This is a genomic window from Micromonospora sp. NPDC126480 (assembly GCF_040302465.1).
In the GTDB taxonomy this organism is placed as follows: domain Bacteria; phylum Actinomycetota; class Actinomycetes; order Mycobacteriales; family Micromonosporaceae; genus Micromonospora.
Window position 1 is genome coordinate 119,669 of record NZ_JBEORU010000008.1, and the last position, 16,211, is coordinate 135,879.

The 16,211-nt window shown below is 71.7% G+C and carries 14 protein-coding genes; 2 read left to right on the forward strand and 12 right to left on the reverse strand.

The window, feature by feature from the left end; genetic code table 11:
• Positions 1-82: 82 nt before the first annotated feature.
• The 8 genes from ABTW87_RS10265 to ABTW87_RS10300 all read right to left on the reverse strand — a co-directional run bounded on the left by ABTW87_RS10265 (position 83) and on the right by ABTW87_RS10300 (position 8,478).
• The gene (locus ABTW87_RS10265; protein ID WP_350650483.1) at positions 83-1,774 is read right to left on the reverse strand and encodes a bifunctional 3'-5' exonuclease/DNA polymerase; all 1,692 of its coding nucleotides are present in this window, start codon (positions 1,772-1,774) and stop codon (positions 83-85) included.
• A gap of 70 nt (positions 1,775-1,844) precedes the next feature.
• Complete coding sequence (locus tag ABTW87_RS10270) at positions 1,845-2,744, reverse strand: oxidoreductase (protein ID WP_350650484.1); 900 nt, start codon at positions 2,742-2,744, stop codon at positions 1,845-1,847.
• Between the two features lie 60 nt (positions 2,745-2,804).
• Positions 2,805-3,293 carry a nitroreductase/quinone reductase family protein gene (locus ABTW87_RS10275; RefSeq protein WP_350650485.1) on the reverse strand — a complete coding sequence of 163 codons (489 nt, stop codon included), beginning with the start codon at positions 3,291-3,293 and terminating at the stop codon, positions 2,805-2,807.
• Positions 3,294-3,404: 111 nt separating this feature from the next.
• On the reverse strand, positions 3,405-4,361 hold the full coding sequence (locus ABTW87_RS10280; protein ID WP_350650486.1) for a carbohydrate ABC transporter permease: 957 nt from the start codon (positions 4,359-4,361) through the stop codon (positions 3,405-3,407).
• Between the two features lie 11 nt (positions 4,362-4,372).
• The gene (locus ABTW87_RS10285) at positions 4,373-5,314 is read right to left on the reverse strand and encodes a carbohydrate ABC transporter permease (protein WP_350650487.1); all 942 of its coding nucleotides are present in this window, start codon (positions 5,312-5,314) and stop codon (positions 4,373-4,375) included.
• Positions 5,315-5,339: 25 nt separating this feature from the next.
• Positions 5,340-6,743 (reverse strand): N-acetylglucosamine/diacetylchitobiose ABC transporter substrate-binding protein, encoded by a 1,404-nt coding sequence (gene ngcE, locus ABTW87_RS10290; protein WP_350650488.1) that lies wholly within the window; start codon positions 6,741-6,743, stop codon positions 5,340-5,342.
• A 26-nt stretch (positions 6,744-6,769) separates the two neighbouring features.
• The gene (locus ABTW87_RS10295) at positions 6,770-7,519 is read right to left on the reverse strand and encodes an SIS domain-containing protein (protein WP_350650489.1); all 750 of its coding nucleotides are present in this window, start codon (positions 7,517-7,519) and stop codon (positions 6,770-6,772) included.
• Positions 7,516-8,478, reverse strand: a complete 963-nt coding sequence (locus tag ABTW87_RS10300) for a MurR/RpiR family transcriptional regulator (RefSeq protein ID WP_350650490.1) — start codon at positions 8,476-8,478, stop codon at positions 7,516-7,518. The genes ABTW87_RS10295 and ABTW87_RS10300 overlap by 4 nt, the downstream gene beginning before the upstream one ends.
• A 190-nt stretch (positions 8,479-8,668) precedes the next feature.
• On the opposite strand from ABTW87_RS10300, the gene ABTW87_RS10305 reads away from it, so the two are divergent.
• Positions 8,669-9,655 (forward strand): N-acetylglucosamine kinase, encoded by a 987-nt coding sequence (locus ABTW87_RS10305; RefSeq protein ID WP_350650491.1) that lies wholly within the window; start codon positions 8,669-8,671, stop codon positions 9,653-9,655.
• 149 nt (positions 9,656-9,804) lie between these two features.
• Here ABTW87_RS10305 and ABTW87_RS10310 read toward each other — a convergent pair whose 3' ends face one another.
• The 3 genes from ABTW87_RS10310 to ngcE (ABTW87_RS10320) all read right to left on the reverse strand — a co-directional run bounded on the left by ABTW87_RS10310 (position 9,805) and on the right by ngcE (ABTW87_RS10320) (position 13,098).
• Entirely contained in the window at positions 9,805-10,707 is a 903-nt protein-coding gene (locus ABTW87_RS10310) for a carbohydrate ABC transporter permease (RefSeq protein WP_502891563.1), read from the reverse strand.
• Positions 10,708-10,709: 2 nt separating this feature from the next.
• Positions 10,710-11,618, reverse strand: coding sequence for a carbohydrate ABC transporter permease (locus tag ABTW87_RS10315; protein ID WP_350650493.1), 909 nt, complete (start codon positions 11,616-11,618; stop codon positions 10,710-10,712).
• Positions 11,619-11,685: 67 nt separating this feature from the next.
• On the reverse strand, positions 11,686-13,098 hold the full coding sequence (gene ngcE / locus ABTW87_RS10320; protein ID WP_350650494.1) for an N-acetylglucosamine/diacetylchitobiose ABC transporter substrate-binding protein: 1,413 nt from the start codon (positions 13,096-13,098) through the stop codon (positions 11,686-11,688).
• Between the two features lie 185 nt (positions 13,099-13,283).
• On the opposite strand from ngcE (ABTW87_RS10320), the gene ABTW87_RS10325 reads away from it, so the two are divergent.
• Positions 13,284-14,741: an acyltransferase family protein gene (locus ABTW87_RS10325; RefSeq protein ID WP_350650495.1), complete on the forward strand. Its 1,458-nt coding sequence runs from the start codon at positions 13,284-13,286 to the stop codon at positions 14,739-14,741.
• Here the strand turns inward: ABTW87_RS10325 and ABTW87_RS10330 are convergent.
• Positions 14,713-16,203, reverse strand: a complete 1,491-nt coding sequence (locus ABTW87_RS10330) for a CoA-acylating methylmalonate-semialdehyde dehydrogenase (RefSeq protein WP_350650496.1) — start codon at positions 16,201-16,203, stop codon at positions 14,713-14,715. The genes ABTW87_RS10325 and ABTW87_RS10330 overlap by 29 nt on opposite strands.
• Positions 16,204-16,211: the final 8 nt, after the last annotated feature.

Here is a 16,211-nt window from a genome sequence, read left to right on the forward strand (position 1 = left end):
GACAGGGTGGCGGGAGCAAATCGTATAAATTCGGTATCTATCCGAACGGGGCCTCTCCACGCTGCCTCTCGACGCCGCGCCCTCACTTGGCGTCGGCGTAGCAGTTCACGATCGAGAGATCCAGCGGGAACCGGACCGGGGTGTCACCGAACAGCAGGGCGGTGGCCCGCTCGCCGGAGCGGGTGACCGCCGCCGCCACCGCGGCGGCCCGCTCCTCCGGACAGTGCACGACCACCTCGTCGTGCTGGAAGAACACCAGCTCACCCCCGGTGCCGGCCAGCTCGCCGCGCAGCGTGGCGAGCAGGGTCGACGCCCACTCGGCGGCGGTGGCCTGGATGACGAAGTTGCGGGTGAACCGTCCCCGCGACCGGGCCCGCGCCGACCGGCCGCCCTCGCCGTCCGGACCGGCCTCTTCGCCGTCGCCGAAGCCGGCGGAGCCGGGCGGGCAGGTGCGGCCCAGCCAGGACCGGACCAACCCACCGGCCTCCCCGGTCCGGGCGGCCGCCTCGACGTAGGCGAACGCCGTCGGGTAGTTGCGGCGCAGCACCTCCAGCGCCGGCACCGCCGACCCGCCCGTCTGCCCGTACATGGCGCCGAGCAGGGCCAGCTTGGCGCGGGCCCGGTCACCGCCGAAGGCGTCCCGGGCCAGCGCCGCGTAGAGGTCACCGGCACCACCGGCGGCGGCGAGCCGGGGGTCGCCGGAGACCGCCGCGAGGACCCGCGGTTCCAGCTGCCCGGCGTCGGCCACCACGAACGTCCGGCCCGGGTCGGCCACCACCGCTCGACGGATCACCTTGGGAATCTGCAACGCGCCGCCGCCGCGGGTGGCCCACCGGCCGGAGACCACACCGCCGGGCACGTACTCCGGCCGGAACCGCCCGTCGCGCACCCAGGCGTCCCGCCAGGACCAGCCGTGGGCCGTCCAGATCCGGTAGAGCTCCTTGTACTCCAGAACGAGCGGCACGGCCGGGTGGTCGACGCCGCGCAGCACCCAGGCCCTCGTGTTGGGCACCTCCACGCCCGCCCGGGCGAACGCCTTCACCAGCTCCGCCGGGGAGTCGGCGTGCAACCGGCGTACGCCGAACGCGTCGGCGATGCGGGCGGCCAGCTCCGCCACCCGGCGCGGCGCACCGCCCACCGGGGACGGCTCGCCGAGCAGCTCGGCCAGGACGGCGTCGTGCACGTCGACCCGCCACGGCAGCCCGGCCGCACCCATCTCGACGGCGACCAGCGCGCCGGCCGACTCGGCGGCGACCAGCAGCCGGAACCGGCCGGGGTGCTCGGTGGCCGCGACCCGGGCGAGCTGGTCGGCGTACACCCGGGTCAGCGCCTCGATGCCGGGGCCCGGCGGGCCCGGCAGGCTGTCGAAGAGCGCGTCCTGGCCGTGGCCGGGCGGCTCGGCCGGGCGCGGCGGCAGGTCCGGCGGCACCGGAGCGCCGGTGAGCCGCGCCCAGGCGGCGGCGAGCGAGCGCGGCTCGCCCCAGCGGCCGGCGTGCCCGAGCAGCAGCGCCTCGGTCAGCTCGACGTCGTGGCACCGGTCGACGCGGACGCCGGCGCGCAGCAGCGCCGGGTAGAGCGCCACGCCGGACGCCCACACCCAGCGCGGATGGTCGGCGCGCTCGCGGGCGGCGACGGCGGCGGCCAGGTCGGCGACCGGCTCGGGCGGCGCGGTGGGGCGGCCGGCGGCGTCGAGGGGTTGCAGGACTCCCCCGCCGACCTCGTCCGCCACCACCGCCACCAGCACGAACGCGATTCTGCCTCGCCGGTCCGACACTCGTGTCGTGGGGCGGGGCGGCGATCTCGACCCGGCGACCGGTCAGGTACGAGTGCGGGTCCGGCGCGGCTCAGGCCGACCGCAGGAGCGGTTCGTACCCGACGCCGGTGAGCCGTTCGGACTCGCCCCACAACTCCCGGGCCAGCGCCTCGTCGTGCGCGCTGGCGTTCGCCCGGACCAGTTTCGGGGCACCCCGCAACTCGCCCATCCCGCCCGGGCCGTAGTACTGGCCGCCGCTGGCGGCCGGATCCGTCGCCGCCCGGAGGATGGGCAGCGCACCCCGCTCCGGGGACTGCGTCACGAGCCGGCCCAGGGTGTGCACCAGCAGCGCCGGGTTCGCGCCGCGGAACAGTCCGGTCCAGACGCCACCGGGGTGCGCGGCGAGCGACATGGTCGCCGCGTCGGCCCGCGCCAACCGGCGGTGCAGCTCGAACGCGAACAGCAGGTTCGCCAGCTTGGAGCGCGCGTACGCCGCGGTGTGCCGGTAGGTCCTCAGCATCGGCAGGTCGGCCAGGTCGATCGCGCCGCCGCGGTGGCTCACGCTGCTCACCGTGACGACTCGCGAAGCCGGCGTGGTCAGCATCGCGCCGAGCAGCAGACCGGTGAACGCGAAGTGCCCGAGGTGGTTCACGCCGAGCTGCAACTCGAAACCGTCGCGGGTCTCGGCTCGGGTGGCCGACCACGCGCCCGCGTTGTTGATCAGCAGGTCGATCCGCGGGTGTTGGCCGGTCAGCTCGGCGGCCGCCGACCGGACCGAGTCGAGTTCGGCGAGATCCAACCGGAGCACCGCCGTCGAACCGTCGATGCGGGCCGCCGCGTCGGCGCCCCGGGCCGGGTCCCGCACGGCCAGCACGACATGGCATCCATGCTCCGCCAGCGCCTTGGCGGCCGCGAACCCGATGCCGGCGCTGGCCCCCGTCACCACGGCGACCCGACCGGTCTGGCTCGGCATGTCGTCGATGCCCCACATACCGTTCTCCCCGTAGGTCGGCTGCCGGTGGGCCCAATCTATCCGGCCGGTGTCGCCGTGTTACCCGCTCCCCGACTCCGCCGCCGGCCTGGGCGTCAGGACCACCACCGCGGTCTCGCCGGGCCGCAGGGCCGCGTAGGCGTCGAGGCCCTTGTCGATCTCGCGCCAGCGGGCCCACAGTCGCGACCGCTCGTCGCCGGTCGCGGCGCGCCCACGCACCGGCCGCTGCCCGTCGACCAGCTCGACGGTCGCGTCCGGATGCGCCTGCAGGTTGAGCCACCAGGCGGGCTCGCCCGCGCCCCAGCCGTTCATCGCCATCGAGACCAGGTTGGGTCCGTCCTCGAAGTACCCGATGATGACGCTGCGCTGTTGGCCGGTCCGACGCCCGGTGGTGGTCAACCGTAGGGCGCCCCAGCCGTTGGCGCGTGGCCGCCACAGCCCGGCCCGGCCGCCGGAGGTCCGGTACAGGCGCCGGTGCATCGACCAGGCCAGCCGGATGAACCAGCGTGGTGGCAGCCACGGTTTCCGCACTGACTTGCCGACCGACATGACGACCTCCAAACCTGGCCCGCCATGGTACGACCAGCGGGCCAGCCCAGCAGCGGAGGCGGCCACCCCGCGGGGTGGCCGCCCGGCCACTGGGCTCGTTTTCGCCGGCGGCTACTTGCTGACGCCCGCGGTCAGGCCGGACTGCACCTGGCGCTGGAAGACGATGTAGACGACAAGCACCGGCAGCATCGCCATCGTGACCCCGGCGAACAGGCCGGACCAGTCGGACTTGTAGCCCTGGTTGACCGACAGCTCGATCAGGCCCTGCGCGATGACCTGGTTCTTCGGCTCACCGGCGACCGACTGCATGAGCAGCGTCGGCAGGTACCACTGGTTCCACTGGCCGAGCACGTTGAAGATGCCGATGCTGATCAGGCCGGGCTTGGCCATCGGCAGCATCACGCTGAAGAAGAGCCGGGTGTGCGAGGCGCCGTCGACCAAGCCGGCCTCGGCGATCGCGTTGGGCAGGGTCCGGAAGAACGAGTGCATGAAGAAGACCGTGAACGACAGCGACCAGGCCACGTAGACCATGATCAGCATGACGTGCTTGTTCGGCCCGAGCAGCGGCAGGACCACGCCGGTGTTGTAGACACCCTTGAACAGCGGTACGGCGGCGAGGTAGATGGGCAGCGTCAGCCCGGACAGGAACATCCAGTAGATCGGCCGGTTGCCGGGGAACTCGTAGCGGGCCAGGACGTACGCGGCCATCGAGCCGAGCAGCATGGTGAGTGTGACGCTGCCGGCCAGCACCAGCAGGGTGTTGAGGAAGAAGCTGTCGATCCCCGCCGTCCAGGCCCGGGCGAAGTTGTCCCACTGCAGCGCGTCCGGGACCAGCGACAGCGGCTCGCGGATCACCTCGGAGTCGGTCTTGAGGGCGGACATCACCACCCAGACCAGCGGGTAGACCACCATGACCGCCCACACCAAGAGGAACAGGTGCGAGAAGCCGTTGAAGATGCGGGCGCCGGCGCCCTTGCCGCCGGGCTCGTGCCGCCGGCCCGACACGGGACGGGTCGGCGGGACCAGGTCCGGCCGGGCGCGGCCGGAGTCGTGGGTCACCGTGCTCATCACCAGTCTCCTCAGTATTCGATCCGCTCGCGACGGGTGATCCTCAGCTGCAACGCGGCGAGCAGGATCGTGAAGATCGCCAGCGATACGGCGATCGCGCAGGCGTAGCCGAACTGGCCCTTCTGGAAGGCGTTGAAGTTGATCACCGAGGCGAAGATCTCGCTGGCGTGGTTCGGCCCGCCCTGGCTGGGCGTCATCACGAAGACCAGCGCGTACATGTCCAGGGCGATGAAGCCCAGGTAGACCCAGGCGACCGAGACGGTGTCCCGCAGCAGCGGCAGGGTGATCCGGAAGAAGGTGTGGAAGCGGCCGGCGCCGTCGAGGATCGCAGCCTCGTACACGTCCTTGGGGATCGACTGCATGGCCGCCGAGAAGAGCACCATGTAGAAGCCCGCCCCGCTCCACACCGCGATCAGCAGCAGCCACCACAGCACGGCGGGGACGCCGAGGAACGGCTCCGGGTCGTTTGTGAAGGCGATCGGGTTCTCGGCGTCGACCAGCCCGAACTTGATCAGTACGCCGTTGATCAGGCCCTGGCCGTCGGTCCGGTAGATCTGCTGCCACATGACCGCGATGACGACAAGCGACAGCACCTGCGGGAAGAAGAAGATGACCTTGTACACGCCGGAGCCGAAGACGCCCCGGATGCCGGCCCTGTCCTCGCGTCCGCCCACGTTGAGCAGGAACGCGAGGAACAGGGCCAGCGCGATCGTGAACAGCGGCACGGTGACCAGGAAGAACACGTTGTGCCAGAACGCCTTCCTGATCAGCTCGTCGGAGAGCAGCCGGACGTAGTTGTCCAGCCCGACGAACTGCTGCCGGTCGGAGTAACCACCCCAGTCGGTCAGCGAGTACCCGGCGGCCTGGGCGAACGGCCAGACCACGTAGAAGAGGTAGAGCGCGACCGGCAGGGCCAGGAAGCCCGTGACGAACCGCGCGACACCGTGCCGCATTGGACTCACTCTTTCCGTTCGGGGATCAGGCGTCTCGCGTCTGCTTCTTGATCGACGAGTCCTTGGCGACCTTGTCGGCGGCCGCCTGCATCTTGTCGACGAACTGCTGGGCGGTCAGCCGGCCGGCCATCAGCTCCGCCGAGAGGTTCTGGCTCTCCTTGTCCAGGTCGGCGTAGAAGTTCCAGAACTTGATCGAGACGAGATCCTTCGGCGCGTTCTTCATCAGCTCGTTCGCGCTGGCGAGCGCCGAGTCCTGGACGTTGTCGCCGGAGCCCTTGGTCGACGCGAGCGACTTGGTCAGCTCGGCGAACTTCGCCGAGCCGGCCTTGGAGAGAACGGCCCGCAGGAACTCCTTGGCGGCGGCCTTGTTCGGGGCCTTCGCCGGCACCACGATGCCCTCACCGGCGCCGGCGTAGACGTCGTTCGGCGCCTTGTCGCTGGCGCCCAAGCCCCAGTAGTCCGAGATCTTCATTTCGAAGCCCGGCGGGATGGTCGCCGCCATCTCGTTCTTGAGCCAGGTGCCGACCTGGATGAACGCGGCCTTGCCGTCCAGCCACGCCTGCTGCGACTGGGTGTGGTCGAGCTTGCCGGGCAGCAGCAGCTTGTCCTTGACCAGCTTCTCCCACGCCTCCAGGGCCGGCAGGATGCCGTCGGCCTTCCAGGCGTTCTCCTTCAGGTTGTCGATGTCGATCACGGCCTGCTTGCCGGCGGACTTCCAGATGGTCGCCATCAGCGCCCAGCGCGGGTAGTAGCCGTGCACGGCGTCGTGGACGTACGGGGCCATGCCCTTCGCCTTGATCTTCGGTGCGAGCGCGAAGAACTCGTCGAAGGTCTTCGGCGGCTGCCAGCCCTCCTTGTCGAACAGCGCCGCGTTGTACCAGTTGCCCCACACCGTGTAGGCGATGTTGACCACGTAGAACTTGCCCTGGAAAGTGCCGTCGGCGACGGTGCCCGGCAGCAGCGTGTCGGCCACCGTTCCCTCGCTGTCCCAGGCGGGGGCGGTGAGCAGGTCGTCCAGCGGCTCGATCGCGCCCTCGTTGACCAGAGTGCTGATGTCCATGATGTCGGCGCCGGAGTTCATCACGACGTCGCTGGGCTGCGTCGCCATCTTCGGCTGCTCTTCGGTCTTGATCTTCTGGGTGGAGCTCATGTTGACCGTGACGTTCGGGTGCTTGGCCTTGAAGATGACCTCGTCTTCCTTGGCCCACTGGTCACCCAGCCCGCCGTTGAAGATGACCACCTTGACCGAGCTGTCGGCGGCGACACCGAACGGGTTGTCCTTGCTCTTGGCCCCTTCGTTGCTCTCGTTCTTGGCCGGCTCGCTGCCGGCGCAGGCGCTGAGCAGACCGGCGGCCGGTGTGACCAGCAGACCCGCGGCCGCGGCGCGACGCAGCAGGGTCCGGCGGTTCAGTTCGGGGGAAACGGACATGATGCGACTCTCCTTGGGATATCGGGTCAGGCGGTCCGCCGGAGGCGCCCGGCGTACCGCGACTCGAGGGCGTGGTTGTGCTCGTCCCCACCGGGGACGTTGGCGGAGAGGTAGATAGGGGGTACCTCCCCGGCCTGGTGGAACCGTCGTACGACCTCCGCGGTCAGCAGCTGCGCCAGCAGCGCGGCGGTGACCGAGGAGACCGCACAGACCGCGCCGCCGCCCTCGAGCGGCAGCAGTGCGTCGCCGTACGGCGCGCCGTTGTCCAGCACGACGTCGGCGAGATCGGCGAGCCGGTGCCCGGACGGGTGCCGCGGGGCGACCCGTGCCGTGTGCTCGACCGAGGTGACCGCGATCAGCGGGTGACCGCGCCCGGTGGCCAGCGCCGCCAGCTCGACGACCGAGCCGTTGATGCCGGACTGGGACGCCACCACGAACACGTCCTGGGGCTGCGGGGCCGCGAGGTCGTAGATCTGGTGGGCGATGGAGGGGTCGCGCTCCAGCTTCGGATCGGCGAGCACGTCGCGCGGGGCGTCCCCGTGCAGTACCAGGTCGTGGATGGCGAGCCGGTTGGTGGGCACCAGCCCGCCGGCCCGGGCGACCAGTTCCGCGGCGAACGCCTCGGAGTGCCCCGCGCCGAACGCCTGGAGCACCCCGCCGGAGCGGAGGCTGGTGGCGATCAGGTCGGCGGCGGCGCCGAGCGCGTCGGCGCTGGAGTCGACCAGCCGGTCGAGCACCGGCCGGACCGCCTCGGCGTACCGCTGCGCGCTGATCACGGCGTGGTTCCCTTCGCGGCCTTGTGCCCGTCGACGGCCTGGGCGGTACGCCGGAAGGCCGCGTGGGCGCGGTCGTGGGTGCGCTGGGCGACGGCGATGTAGAGCAGGTCGAGCACCACCAGTTGGGGGTGCCGGGCCGACAGCGCGTCGGGGCGGAAGGTGGTGGCCTGGCTGGCGGTGAGCAGCACGATGTCGGCCAGCTCCGCCAGCGGCGAGCGCGGGAAGCCGGTGACGGCGACGGTGGTCGCGCCCCGGCTGCCGGCCTCGGCCAGCATCTCGATGGTCTCCCGGGTCTGGCCGCTGTGCGAGACGCCGAGGGCGACGTCGCCGGCACGCAGCAGGGCCGCGGAGGCCAGCCCCTCGTGGACGTCGTTCCAGGCCCAGGCGGCGACCCCGATGCGGTGCAGCATGAACTGCATCTCCTCGCCGACCAGGGCGCTGCCGCTGGCGCCGAAGATGTTCACCCGGCTCGCCCCGGCGATCGCGACGGCCGCCCGCTCCACCTCGGCGAGGTCGAGCAGCGCGGCGGTGTCGTGCATGGCGCGGGTGTCGGCGGCGATGATCTGGTCGAGCACCCGGCGCAACGGGTCGCTGGGTTGGATCTCCCGTCCGATGTCGATTGTCCAGCCGGCCGAGCGGGCCCGGCCGGTCTCGGCGGCGATGCCCAGCCGCAGGTCCGCGTACCCCTCGAAGCCCATCGCCCGGCAGAAGCGGGTGATGGTGGCCGGCGAGGTCCCGCTGCGCTCGGCCAGCTCGACGATCGTGGCGCGGGCGGCGGCCTCCGGGTCGCTGAGCACGTGCTCGGCGACCCGGCGCAGCGCTCCGGTCAGCTCGCCCGCGCCGGCCCGGACGCGCGCCAGCACTCCGCCGGCCGGGCCGCCGAGGGCGCCACGGCGGTCGAACCCGTCGGTGTCGACCACCGCGGTCCCCGCGGCGGTGTCCACCTCGTGATCAACCATCGGACGCCCTTTCGGAAAAGACTGTTAACTGTTAGTGGTAAAAGTTCTTACTGAAGGCCCCTCCGTGTCAAGGCCGTGGGCGAAGTTTTCAAACTGTTACCTGCCGCACAGCCGGCCCGGCCTTCGTGGTCTTGCCCGCCGACGCGAGGCCGACCAGCATTGACGCGGCTTCGATCAGGGAGGTGGGTGCGTGTCCGGCACCGTCGTGCTCGGTCTCGACATCGGGGGTACGTCCACCCGCGCCACCGCCCTGAGCCTGAACGGGCAGCGCCTCGGCACCGGCCGGGCCGGCGGCGGCAACCCCACCAGCCACGGCGCGGAGGCGGCCGCCCGGGAACTGCACGCCGCGCTGCGCGCCGCGCTGGCCGACGTCGATCCGGCACGGGTCCGGGCCGGCGTGATCGGGCTCGCCGGCGCCGCCCGGCTGCTCGCCGACCCGGCCGGTCGCGCCGCCTTCGACCGGGCCTGGCACGACGCCGGGCTGCGCTGCCCGTACGCCGTGCACGGGGACGCGCTGGTCGCGTACGCCTCGGGCACCGCCGCGCCGGACGGGACCGTGCTGATCGCCGGCACCGGCGCCATCGCCGCCCAGGTGCACGGCCTGCGGCTGGACCGGGTCGCCGACGGGCACGGCTGGCTGCTGGGCGACGCCGGATCAGGCTTCTGGCTGGGCCGGGAGGCGGTCCGCCGGCTGCTGGCCGACCTGGACGCCGGCCGCACACCCGGCCCGCTGGGCGCTCAGGTGCTCACCGACCTGCTCGGCTCCGCCGAGGTGGCGTCCCGCCCCCGGGACACGGTCGACATGCTCATCCAGGCCGTCACCCGCCGCCCGCCGGTGGAGCTGGCCCGACTGGCGCCGGTGGTGGTGGCCGGTGCCGTCGACGGCGAGCCGGTGGCGAGCGGGCTCATCGACGAGGCCGCCCGGCACCTCGCCGCGACCGCGGCACGGATCCGCCCGGCCGGGGACACCACACCGATGGTGCTCGGCGGAGGTCTGCTCACCGGCGACACCCCGCTGGCGACGGCGGTCCGCACCGAGGTCGCCCGGCGGTGGCCGGATGTCGACGTACGGTCCGCCGGGGACGGCGCCGCCGCGGCGGCCTGGCTCGCCGCGCTCGGCCTGCCCGAGGCGGGCGACCCGGCCGCCCTGCACGCCCGCCTGGTCCCCGCTTCCTGAGCCCCGTCGCCGCGCCGCCGCGGGCCGCGTCCGACGACCGGGCCAAGGTCACGCTCGAACGCAGAAGTAGTGGCCTCCCGCCGGGTGGGAAGCCACTACTTCACCGATCGAGTGCGATCTCGCGGGGCGGGTCAGTTACGGACACCGGGTTACTTGAGCTGGCCGGCGGTCAGGCCGGTCTGGATCTGGCGCTGGAACAGGATGTAGACGGCCAGCACCGGGAGCGTGGCGATGGTCAGGCCGGCGAACAGGCCACTGTAGTCACCCTCGTACCCCTGGCTGACCGCCAACGCGGTGAGGCCCTGCGCCAGCACCCACTTCGAGTCGTCGCCCTGCATGAGCACCTGCGGCAGGATGAACTGGTTCCAGTGGCTGAGGAAGTTGAAGATCGCGATACTGATCATTCCCGGTCGGGCCATCGGCAGCATGACCCGGAAGAAGAGCCGGAAGTGACCGCAGCCGTCGATCAGCGCGGCCTCCGCGACCGCGGTCGGCAGCGTCCGGAAGAAGGCGGTCAGGAAGAAGACCGTGAACGGCAGCGAGTAGGCCGCGTACACCAGCATCAGCCCGGTCCAGGTGCCGAAGAGCCCGGCGTTGCGCACCACGAAGAACAGCGGCACGAGGGCGAGGAAGACGGGGAACATCATCCCGCCGACGAACAGGTAGTAGAGGATCTGCCGGCCGCGGAACTCGTACCGGGCGAAGACGTACGCCGCCGTGGCGCCGAACAGCATGGTCAGGGTGAGCGAGCCGGACACCACGATCGCGCTGTTCAGGAAGTACCGGCCGATGTGCGCCTCGGTCCAGGCGCGCGCCCAGTTCTCGAACCGCAGCGCGCCCGGCAGCCCCCACGGGTCGGAGAGGATCTCGCCGTCGCTCTTGAACGAGCTGAGGAACATCCAGAGCAGCGGCAGCACCGTCAGCGCGCCCCAGACCAGCAGGAACCCGTGCGAGAAGACGTTGGCGCCGCCGGCCTCGCGCCGGGACGCCCGGCCCCTCGGCGCCGACCGGCCCGCCGCAGCCGCGCCCTCGGTCGTGGTCTTGTCGAGAATGGTCACGAGTACTCGATCCGATCACGCTTCGCGGCCCGCAGGGCCAGCACCGCCACCGACAGGGTCAGGAAGAACAGCACGACGCCGATCGCCGAGGCGTACCCGAACTTGCTCTCGCTGCCGAACGCCGTCTCGTACATCCGCAGCCCGATCACGTCGGAGGAGAAGTTGGGGCCGCCGTTTGTCATCTGCTGGATCAGGATGAACCCGTCCAGCGCCGCGATCGCCAGGTAGATCCAGGCGACCTGCACGGTGTCCCAGAGCAGCGGAATGGTGATCTTCCGCAGCGTGGTCCACCGCGACGCCCCGTCGAGCATCACCGCCTCGTAGATGTCGCGCGGAATCGCCGACATGGCCGCGCCGAAGAGCACCACGTAGAAGCCGACGTTGGCCCAGACCATCACCGCCAGGACGCACCAGAACGCGAACCGGGGATCGCCCAGCCAGGCCGGCGTCGGCAGGCCGACGACGCGCAGAGCGCCGTTGAGCAGGCCGCTGTTGGGGTGGTAGACCTCCTTCCAGAGCAGGGCGATGATCACCACCGAGAGCACCTGCGGGAAGAAGTAGACCATCCGGTAGACGGACGTTCCGCGGACTCCGGTGACACCGGCCCGCCCCTTGCGGCCGCCCATGCTGAGCATGGTGGCGAAGAAGAGACCCAACCCGATGGTCACCACCGGCACCACGGCGAGCAGCCAGGCGTTGTTCTTGAGCGCGTTCCACACCCGGTCGTCGTTCAGCAGCCGCTCGAAGTTGGCCAGCCCGACGGAGTTGGCCTCGGCCGAGTAGCCGAGCCAGTCGGTGGTCGAGATCTGGAAGGCCTGCAGGTACGGCGAGATGACGAAGATGCCGTAGAGCAGCAGCGGCGGCACCAGGAACGTGACGATCAGCGGGTACTTGCCATGTTTCACGAGAAGGACCTACTCCCGAGTGCGGTGGGCCGGCGGGGACGGGCGCGCCGTCCCCGCCGGCCGGATGTCACGCGGCCCGCTTGTACTTCTTGATCGAGCTGTCCTGGGCGATCGAGTCGGCGCCCTTCTGGCACATGTCGAGGAACTCGGCCGGGCCGATCCGGCCGCTGAAGAACTCGCCGCACGCCGCGTCGACGAGCTCCCGCTCCAGCTTCCGGTAGTAGTTGTTGTAGACCCAGTTGAAGCCGTTGCTGCCGGAGGCGTCCAAGGCCTTGGTCACGGTGCTGAGACCGAACGGCAGCTCGACACCCTCGGTCGCCCCGGCCACAACGGTCAGGCTGGAGACCTTCCTGGTGAAGTCCTGGGCACCCTTCTTGGACAGCATGATCCGGAAGTACTCCAGGCCGCCGGCCAGGTTCTTCGCCTTGGCCGGCACCATGAACGGCTCGCCGGCGGTGCCGCGGATCGCCTCGAACGGCAGCTTGTCGCCGGCGCCGAGGCTGGGCGTCGGCTGGATCGTCATGTTGAAGCCCTCGGGGGTCACCTTCTTCTGCTCGCTCTCCAGCCACGAGCCGCAGGAGACGAAGGCGGCCTTGCCCTGGGACCACGCGGTCTGCGACTGCACGTGGTCGAGACCCGGCGAGCCGTCCAGGATGTACTTGTCCTTGACGATCTGGTGCCAGGCGTCGGCGGCGGCCTTCATCGCGTCGGACTTCCACGCGTTCGGCTCGAGGTTGTCGATCGCGGTGGCGACCGACGGCCCGCCGAACTTGATGGCCGTGGCGATCAGCGGCCAGCTCATGTAGCGGGGGTGCTTGCCGGCGTACGTCCACGGGGCGATGCCGGCCGCCTTGATCTGCTTGCAGAGCGCGATGTGCTCGTCCCAGGTCTTCGCGTACTGCCAGCCCCGGTCGGCGAAGAGCTTGGTGGAGTGCCAGATGCCGTACGCGGTGTAGGTGTAGTTCAACACCATGAACTTGCCGTCGTACGACCCGACCTCGACCGCGCCGGGCAGCAGGGTGTCCTTGACCGTCTTGCCGGGAATGTCAAGGCTCGGCGCGTTGAGCACCTCGCCCAGGTCGGCGATGGCGTTCTGGGAGACCAGGCCGTTGAAGTCGATCTGGTCCTTGCCGGAGTTGTTCACCACGTCCGGCGGGGTGCCGTCGACGAAGCGCGGCTGGAGGGTCTTGGCGATCTCCTGGGTCGCCGAGTGCTTGATCGTCGCCTTCGGGTACTTCTCGGTGTACATGGCCTCGTGGGCCTTCGCGTACTCCTCGCCGAAGCCGCCGTTGAAGATGACCACCTCGAGGGGGGCGTCCTCCTTGACCCCGAGGGGGTTCTGCTCGCTCTTGGTGCCCTTGTAGGTGTCGGCGTCGCCGTCGTCACCGCCGCCGGTGGCGCAGCCGGCGAGCAGGCCGGCGGCGGGGGTGGCCAGGAGGCCGGCGGCGGCGGTGCGCCGCAGGATGTCACGCCTGTTCATGGTCGCTCCTCGGATCGGGTCTCCGGCGGCCGCCGGACACGGGGGTGGCGGGCCGTCGCGCGAGGCAGGGGGAAGTTTGTCTTCAGTTTGTCGAATGTTGCTGAAGAATTTCTACGACAGGAGCGCCCGGACTTCAAGACCCGAACACCGAACCGTTACCGCCACGGTCACCTAGGCTTACGGCCATGGGCCGACTGCGCCGGCTCGCCGAGGCCACCCCGGCGGGCCGGGACCGCTACGTCGACCTGCTCCGGGCCCTCGCGATCGTGCTCGTCGTCCTCGGTCACTGGGCGGTCGCCACGATCGGGTACGACGCCACCGGCCGTCCCACCGCCCGCTCCGCGCTACCCGACCTCCCCTGGGCGTACCCGCTGACCTGGGCGGTCCAGGTCATGCCGGTCTTCTTCCTGGTCGGCGGCTACGCCAACGCCGCGTCCCTGACCGCACACCGCCGCCGGGGCGGCGACGGCACCGGCTGGCTGCTGGGCCGCAGCGCCCGACTGCTGCGGCCGACCAGCGTACTCGTGCTCGTCCTGACGCTCGGGGCCCTCGCCGCCCGGCTCCTCGGCGCCGAGCCGTCGCTGATCCGCACCGTGGTCTGGTTCGCCACCATCCCGCTGTGGTTCCTCGCCGCCTATCTCGTCGTGGTGCCGCTGACCCCGGTGATGTACGCGCTGCACCGCCGCTACGGGCTCCTCGTGGCGGTGGCGCTCGCGCTGCTGGTGGCGCTGGGCGACCTGGGCCGCGCGCTCGGCCCGGCGGAGGCGGCCCTGCCGAACTACCTCTTCGGCTGGCTGGCCGTGCACCAGCTCGGCTTCGCCTGGTACGACACCCGCCGGGAACCTCCGTCCGGCGCGGCGGGCACGCCGCCCGGGGGCCCCACAGCCCGCGTGCGGACCCGACGGCTGCCGCTGTCCCGGCGGGCCGGATGGACGGCGCTGCTCGGCGGCCTCGGGGTGGCGGTGCTGCTGACCGGACCCGGCCCGTACCCGGTCAGCATGATCAACATCCCGGGCGAGCGGCTCGACAACGCCGCGCCACCGAGCCTGGCGCTGCTGGCGGTGACCACCGCGCAGCTCGGGCTGATCCTGCTGCTACGCGGGCCCGCACAGCGTTGGCTGCGCCGCGACCGGCCCTGGATGGCGGTGATCGCGGTGAACGCCGTCGTGCTGACCGTCTTCCTGTGGCATCTGAGCGCGGCGATCCTCGCGGTCGGCGGCCTGGACGCGCTGGGACGGCTGCCGACCCCGCCGGCCGGCTCGGCCGCCTGGCTGGCCTGGCGGATCCCGTGGGTGCTGCTGCTGGCGGTGGTGCTGGCGGTGCTGGTGGCCGCCTTCGGACCGGTCGAGGCGCGCACCGGCCGTCCACCGGCCGCCCGCGTCCCGGAGCCGGCCGGCGGCGACGGCAGCGGGACGCCGGAGGGCGGCCCGGGCCACGCGAGGCCCGGGCGCGACCGGGCCACCGTCCGGACCGCGCTCACCGCCGCCGGTTTCGCCGCCGTGGTGTACGCGCTTGTCGACAACGCCGTCACCCCGCGCGGCGCCCCGGAGCCGGTCGGGCTGCCCGTCCCGGCGCTCGCCGCGTACCTGGTCGGGGCGGGCACCCTGCGGCTGCTCAGGTCTGGGTGGGGAAGCCGAGGTTGACCCCGCCGTGACGGGGGTCGAGCCACCGGCTGGTGACCACCTTGCCCCGGGTGAAGAAGCGCACCCCGTCCTCGCCGTGCGCGTGCAGGTCGCCGAAGAGCGAGGCCTTCCACCCGCCGAAGGAGTAGTACGCCATCGGCACCGGGATCGGCACGTTGATCCCGACCATGCCGACCTCCACCTCGTGCTGGTAGCGCCGGGCCGCGCCACCGTCGTTCGTGAAGATCGCCGTGCCGTTGCCGTACGGGTTGGCGTTGACCAGGTCCACCGCCTCGTCGTACGAGCCGACCCGGACCACCGACAGCACCGGCCCGAAGATCTCGTCGGTGTAGATCGACATGTCCGGCGTGACGCGGTCGAACAGCGTCGGGCCGAGCCAGAAGCCGTTCGGGTCCCCGTCCGGCCGCACGTCCCGCCCGTCGACCACCGGGACCGCGCCGGCCGCAACGCCCGCCTCGACGTACGACCGCACCCGCTCGGCGTGCGCGGCGGTGACCAGCGGACCCATGTCGCAGCCGCGCCGGCCGTCCCCGGTGCGCAGCCCGGCCATCCGCTCGGCGATCTTCGCGACCAGCGCGTCGGCGACCGGTTCCACCGCGACCAGCGCCGAGATCGCCATGCACCGCTCCCCCGCCGACCCGAACCCGGCGTTGACGGCGGCGTCGGCGGCCAGGTCCAGGTCGGCGTCGGGCAGCACCACCATGTGGTTCTTCGCGCCGCCGAGCGCCTGCACCCGCTTGCCGGCCATCGACCCACGCTGGTGGACGTACCGGGCGACCGGCGTGGAGCCGACGAACGACACCGCCCGCACCGCCGGATGGTCGAGCAGGGCGTCCACGGCCTCCTTGTCGCCGTTGACGACGTTGAGCACGCCGTCCGGCAGGCCCGCCTCCGTGAACCACTCCGCCAGCAGCAGGGCCGCGCTCGGGTCCTTCTCGCTGGGCTTGAGCACCACCGCGTTGCCGGCGGCCACCGCGACCGGAACGAACCACAGCGGCACCATCACCGGGAAGTTGAACGGGCTGATCACCCCGACCACGCCGAGCGGCTGGCGGATGGCGTACGAGTCGACCTCGGTCGACACGTTCTCGCTGAACCCGCCGCGCAGCGCCGACGGGATGCCGCACGCGTACTCGATGACCTCCAGCCCGCGCTGCACCTCGCCGGCGGCGTCGGCGAGCACCTTGCCGTGCTCGGCGGTGATCACCTCGGCGAGCCGGTCGCGCCGCGCGTTGACCAGTTCGCGGACGGCGAACAGCACCGCCGTCCGCTTCGCCAGGGAGGCGTCCCGCCAGGTCCGTGCCGCGCGCTCGGCGGCCTCGACCGCGACCGCCACGTCCGCGGCGCAGGCCAGCTCGACCTGCCCGGTACGCGCGCCGGTCGCCGGGTCGAAGACGTCACCGCGCCGCTCCGAGGAACCCGAGACACGCTTTCCGTCGACGTAGTGCCCGATCAGGTTCATGGTGCCGC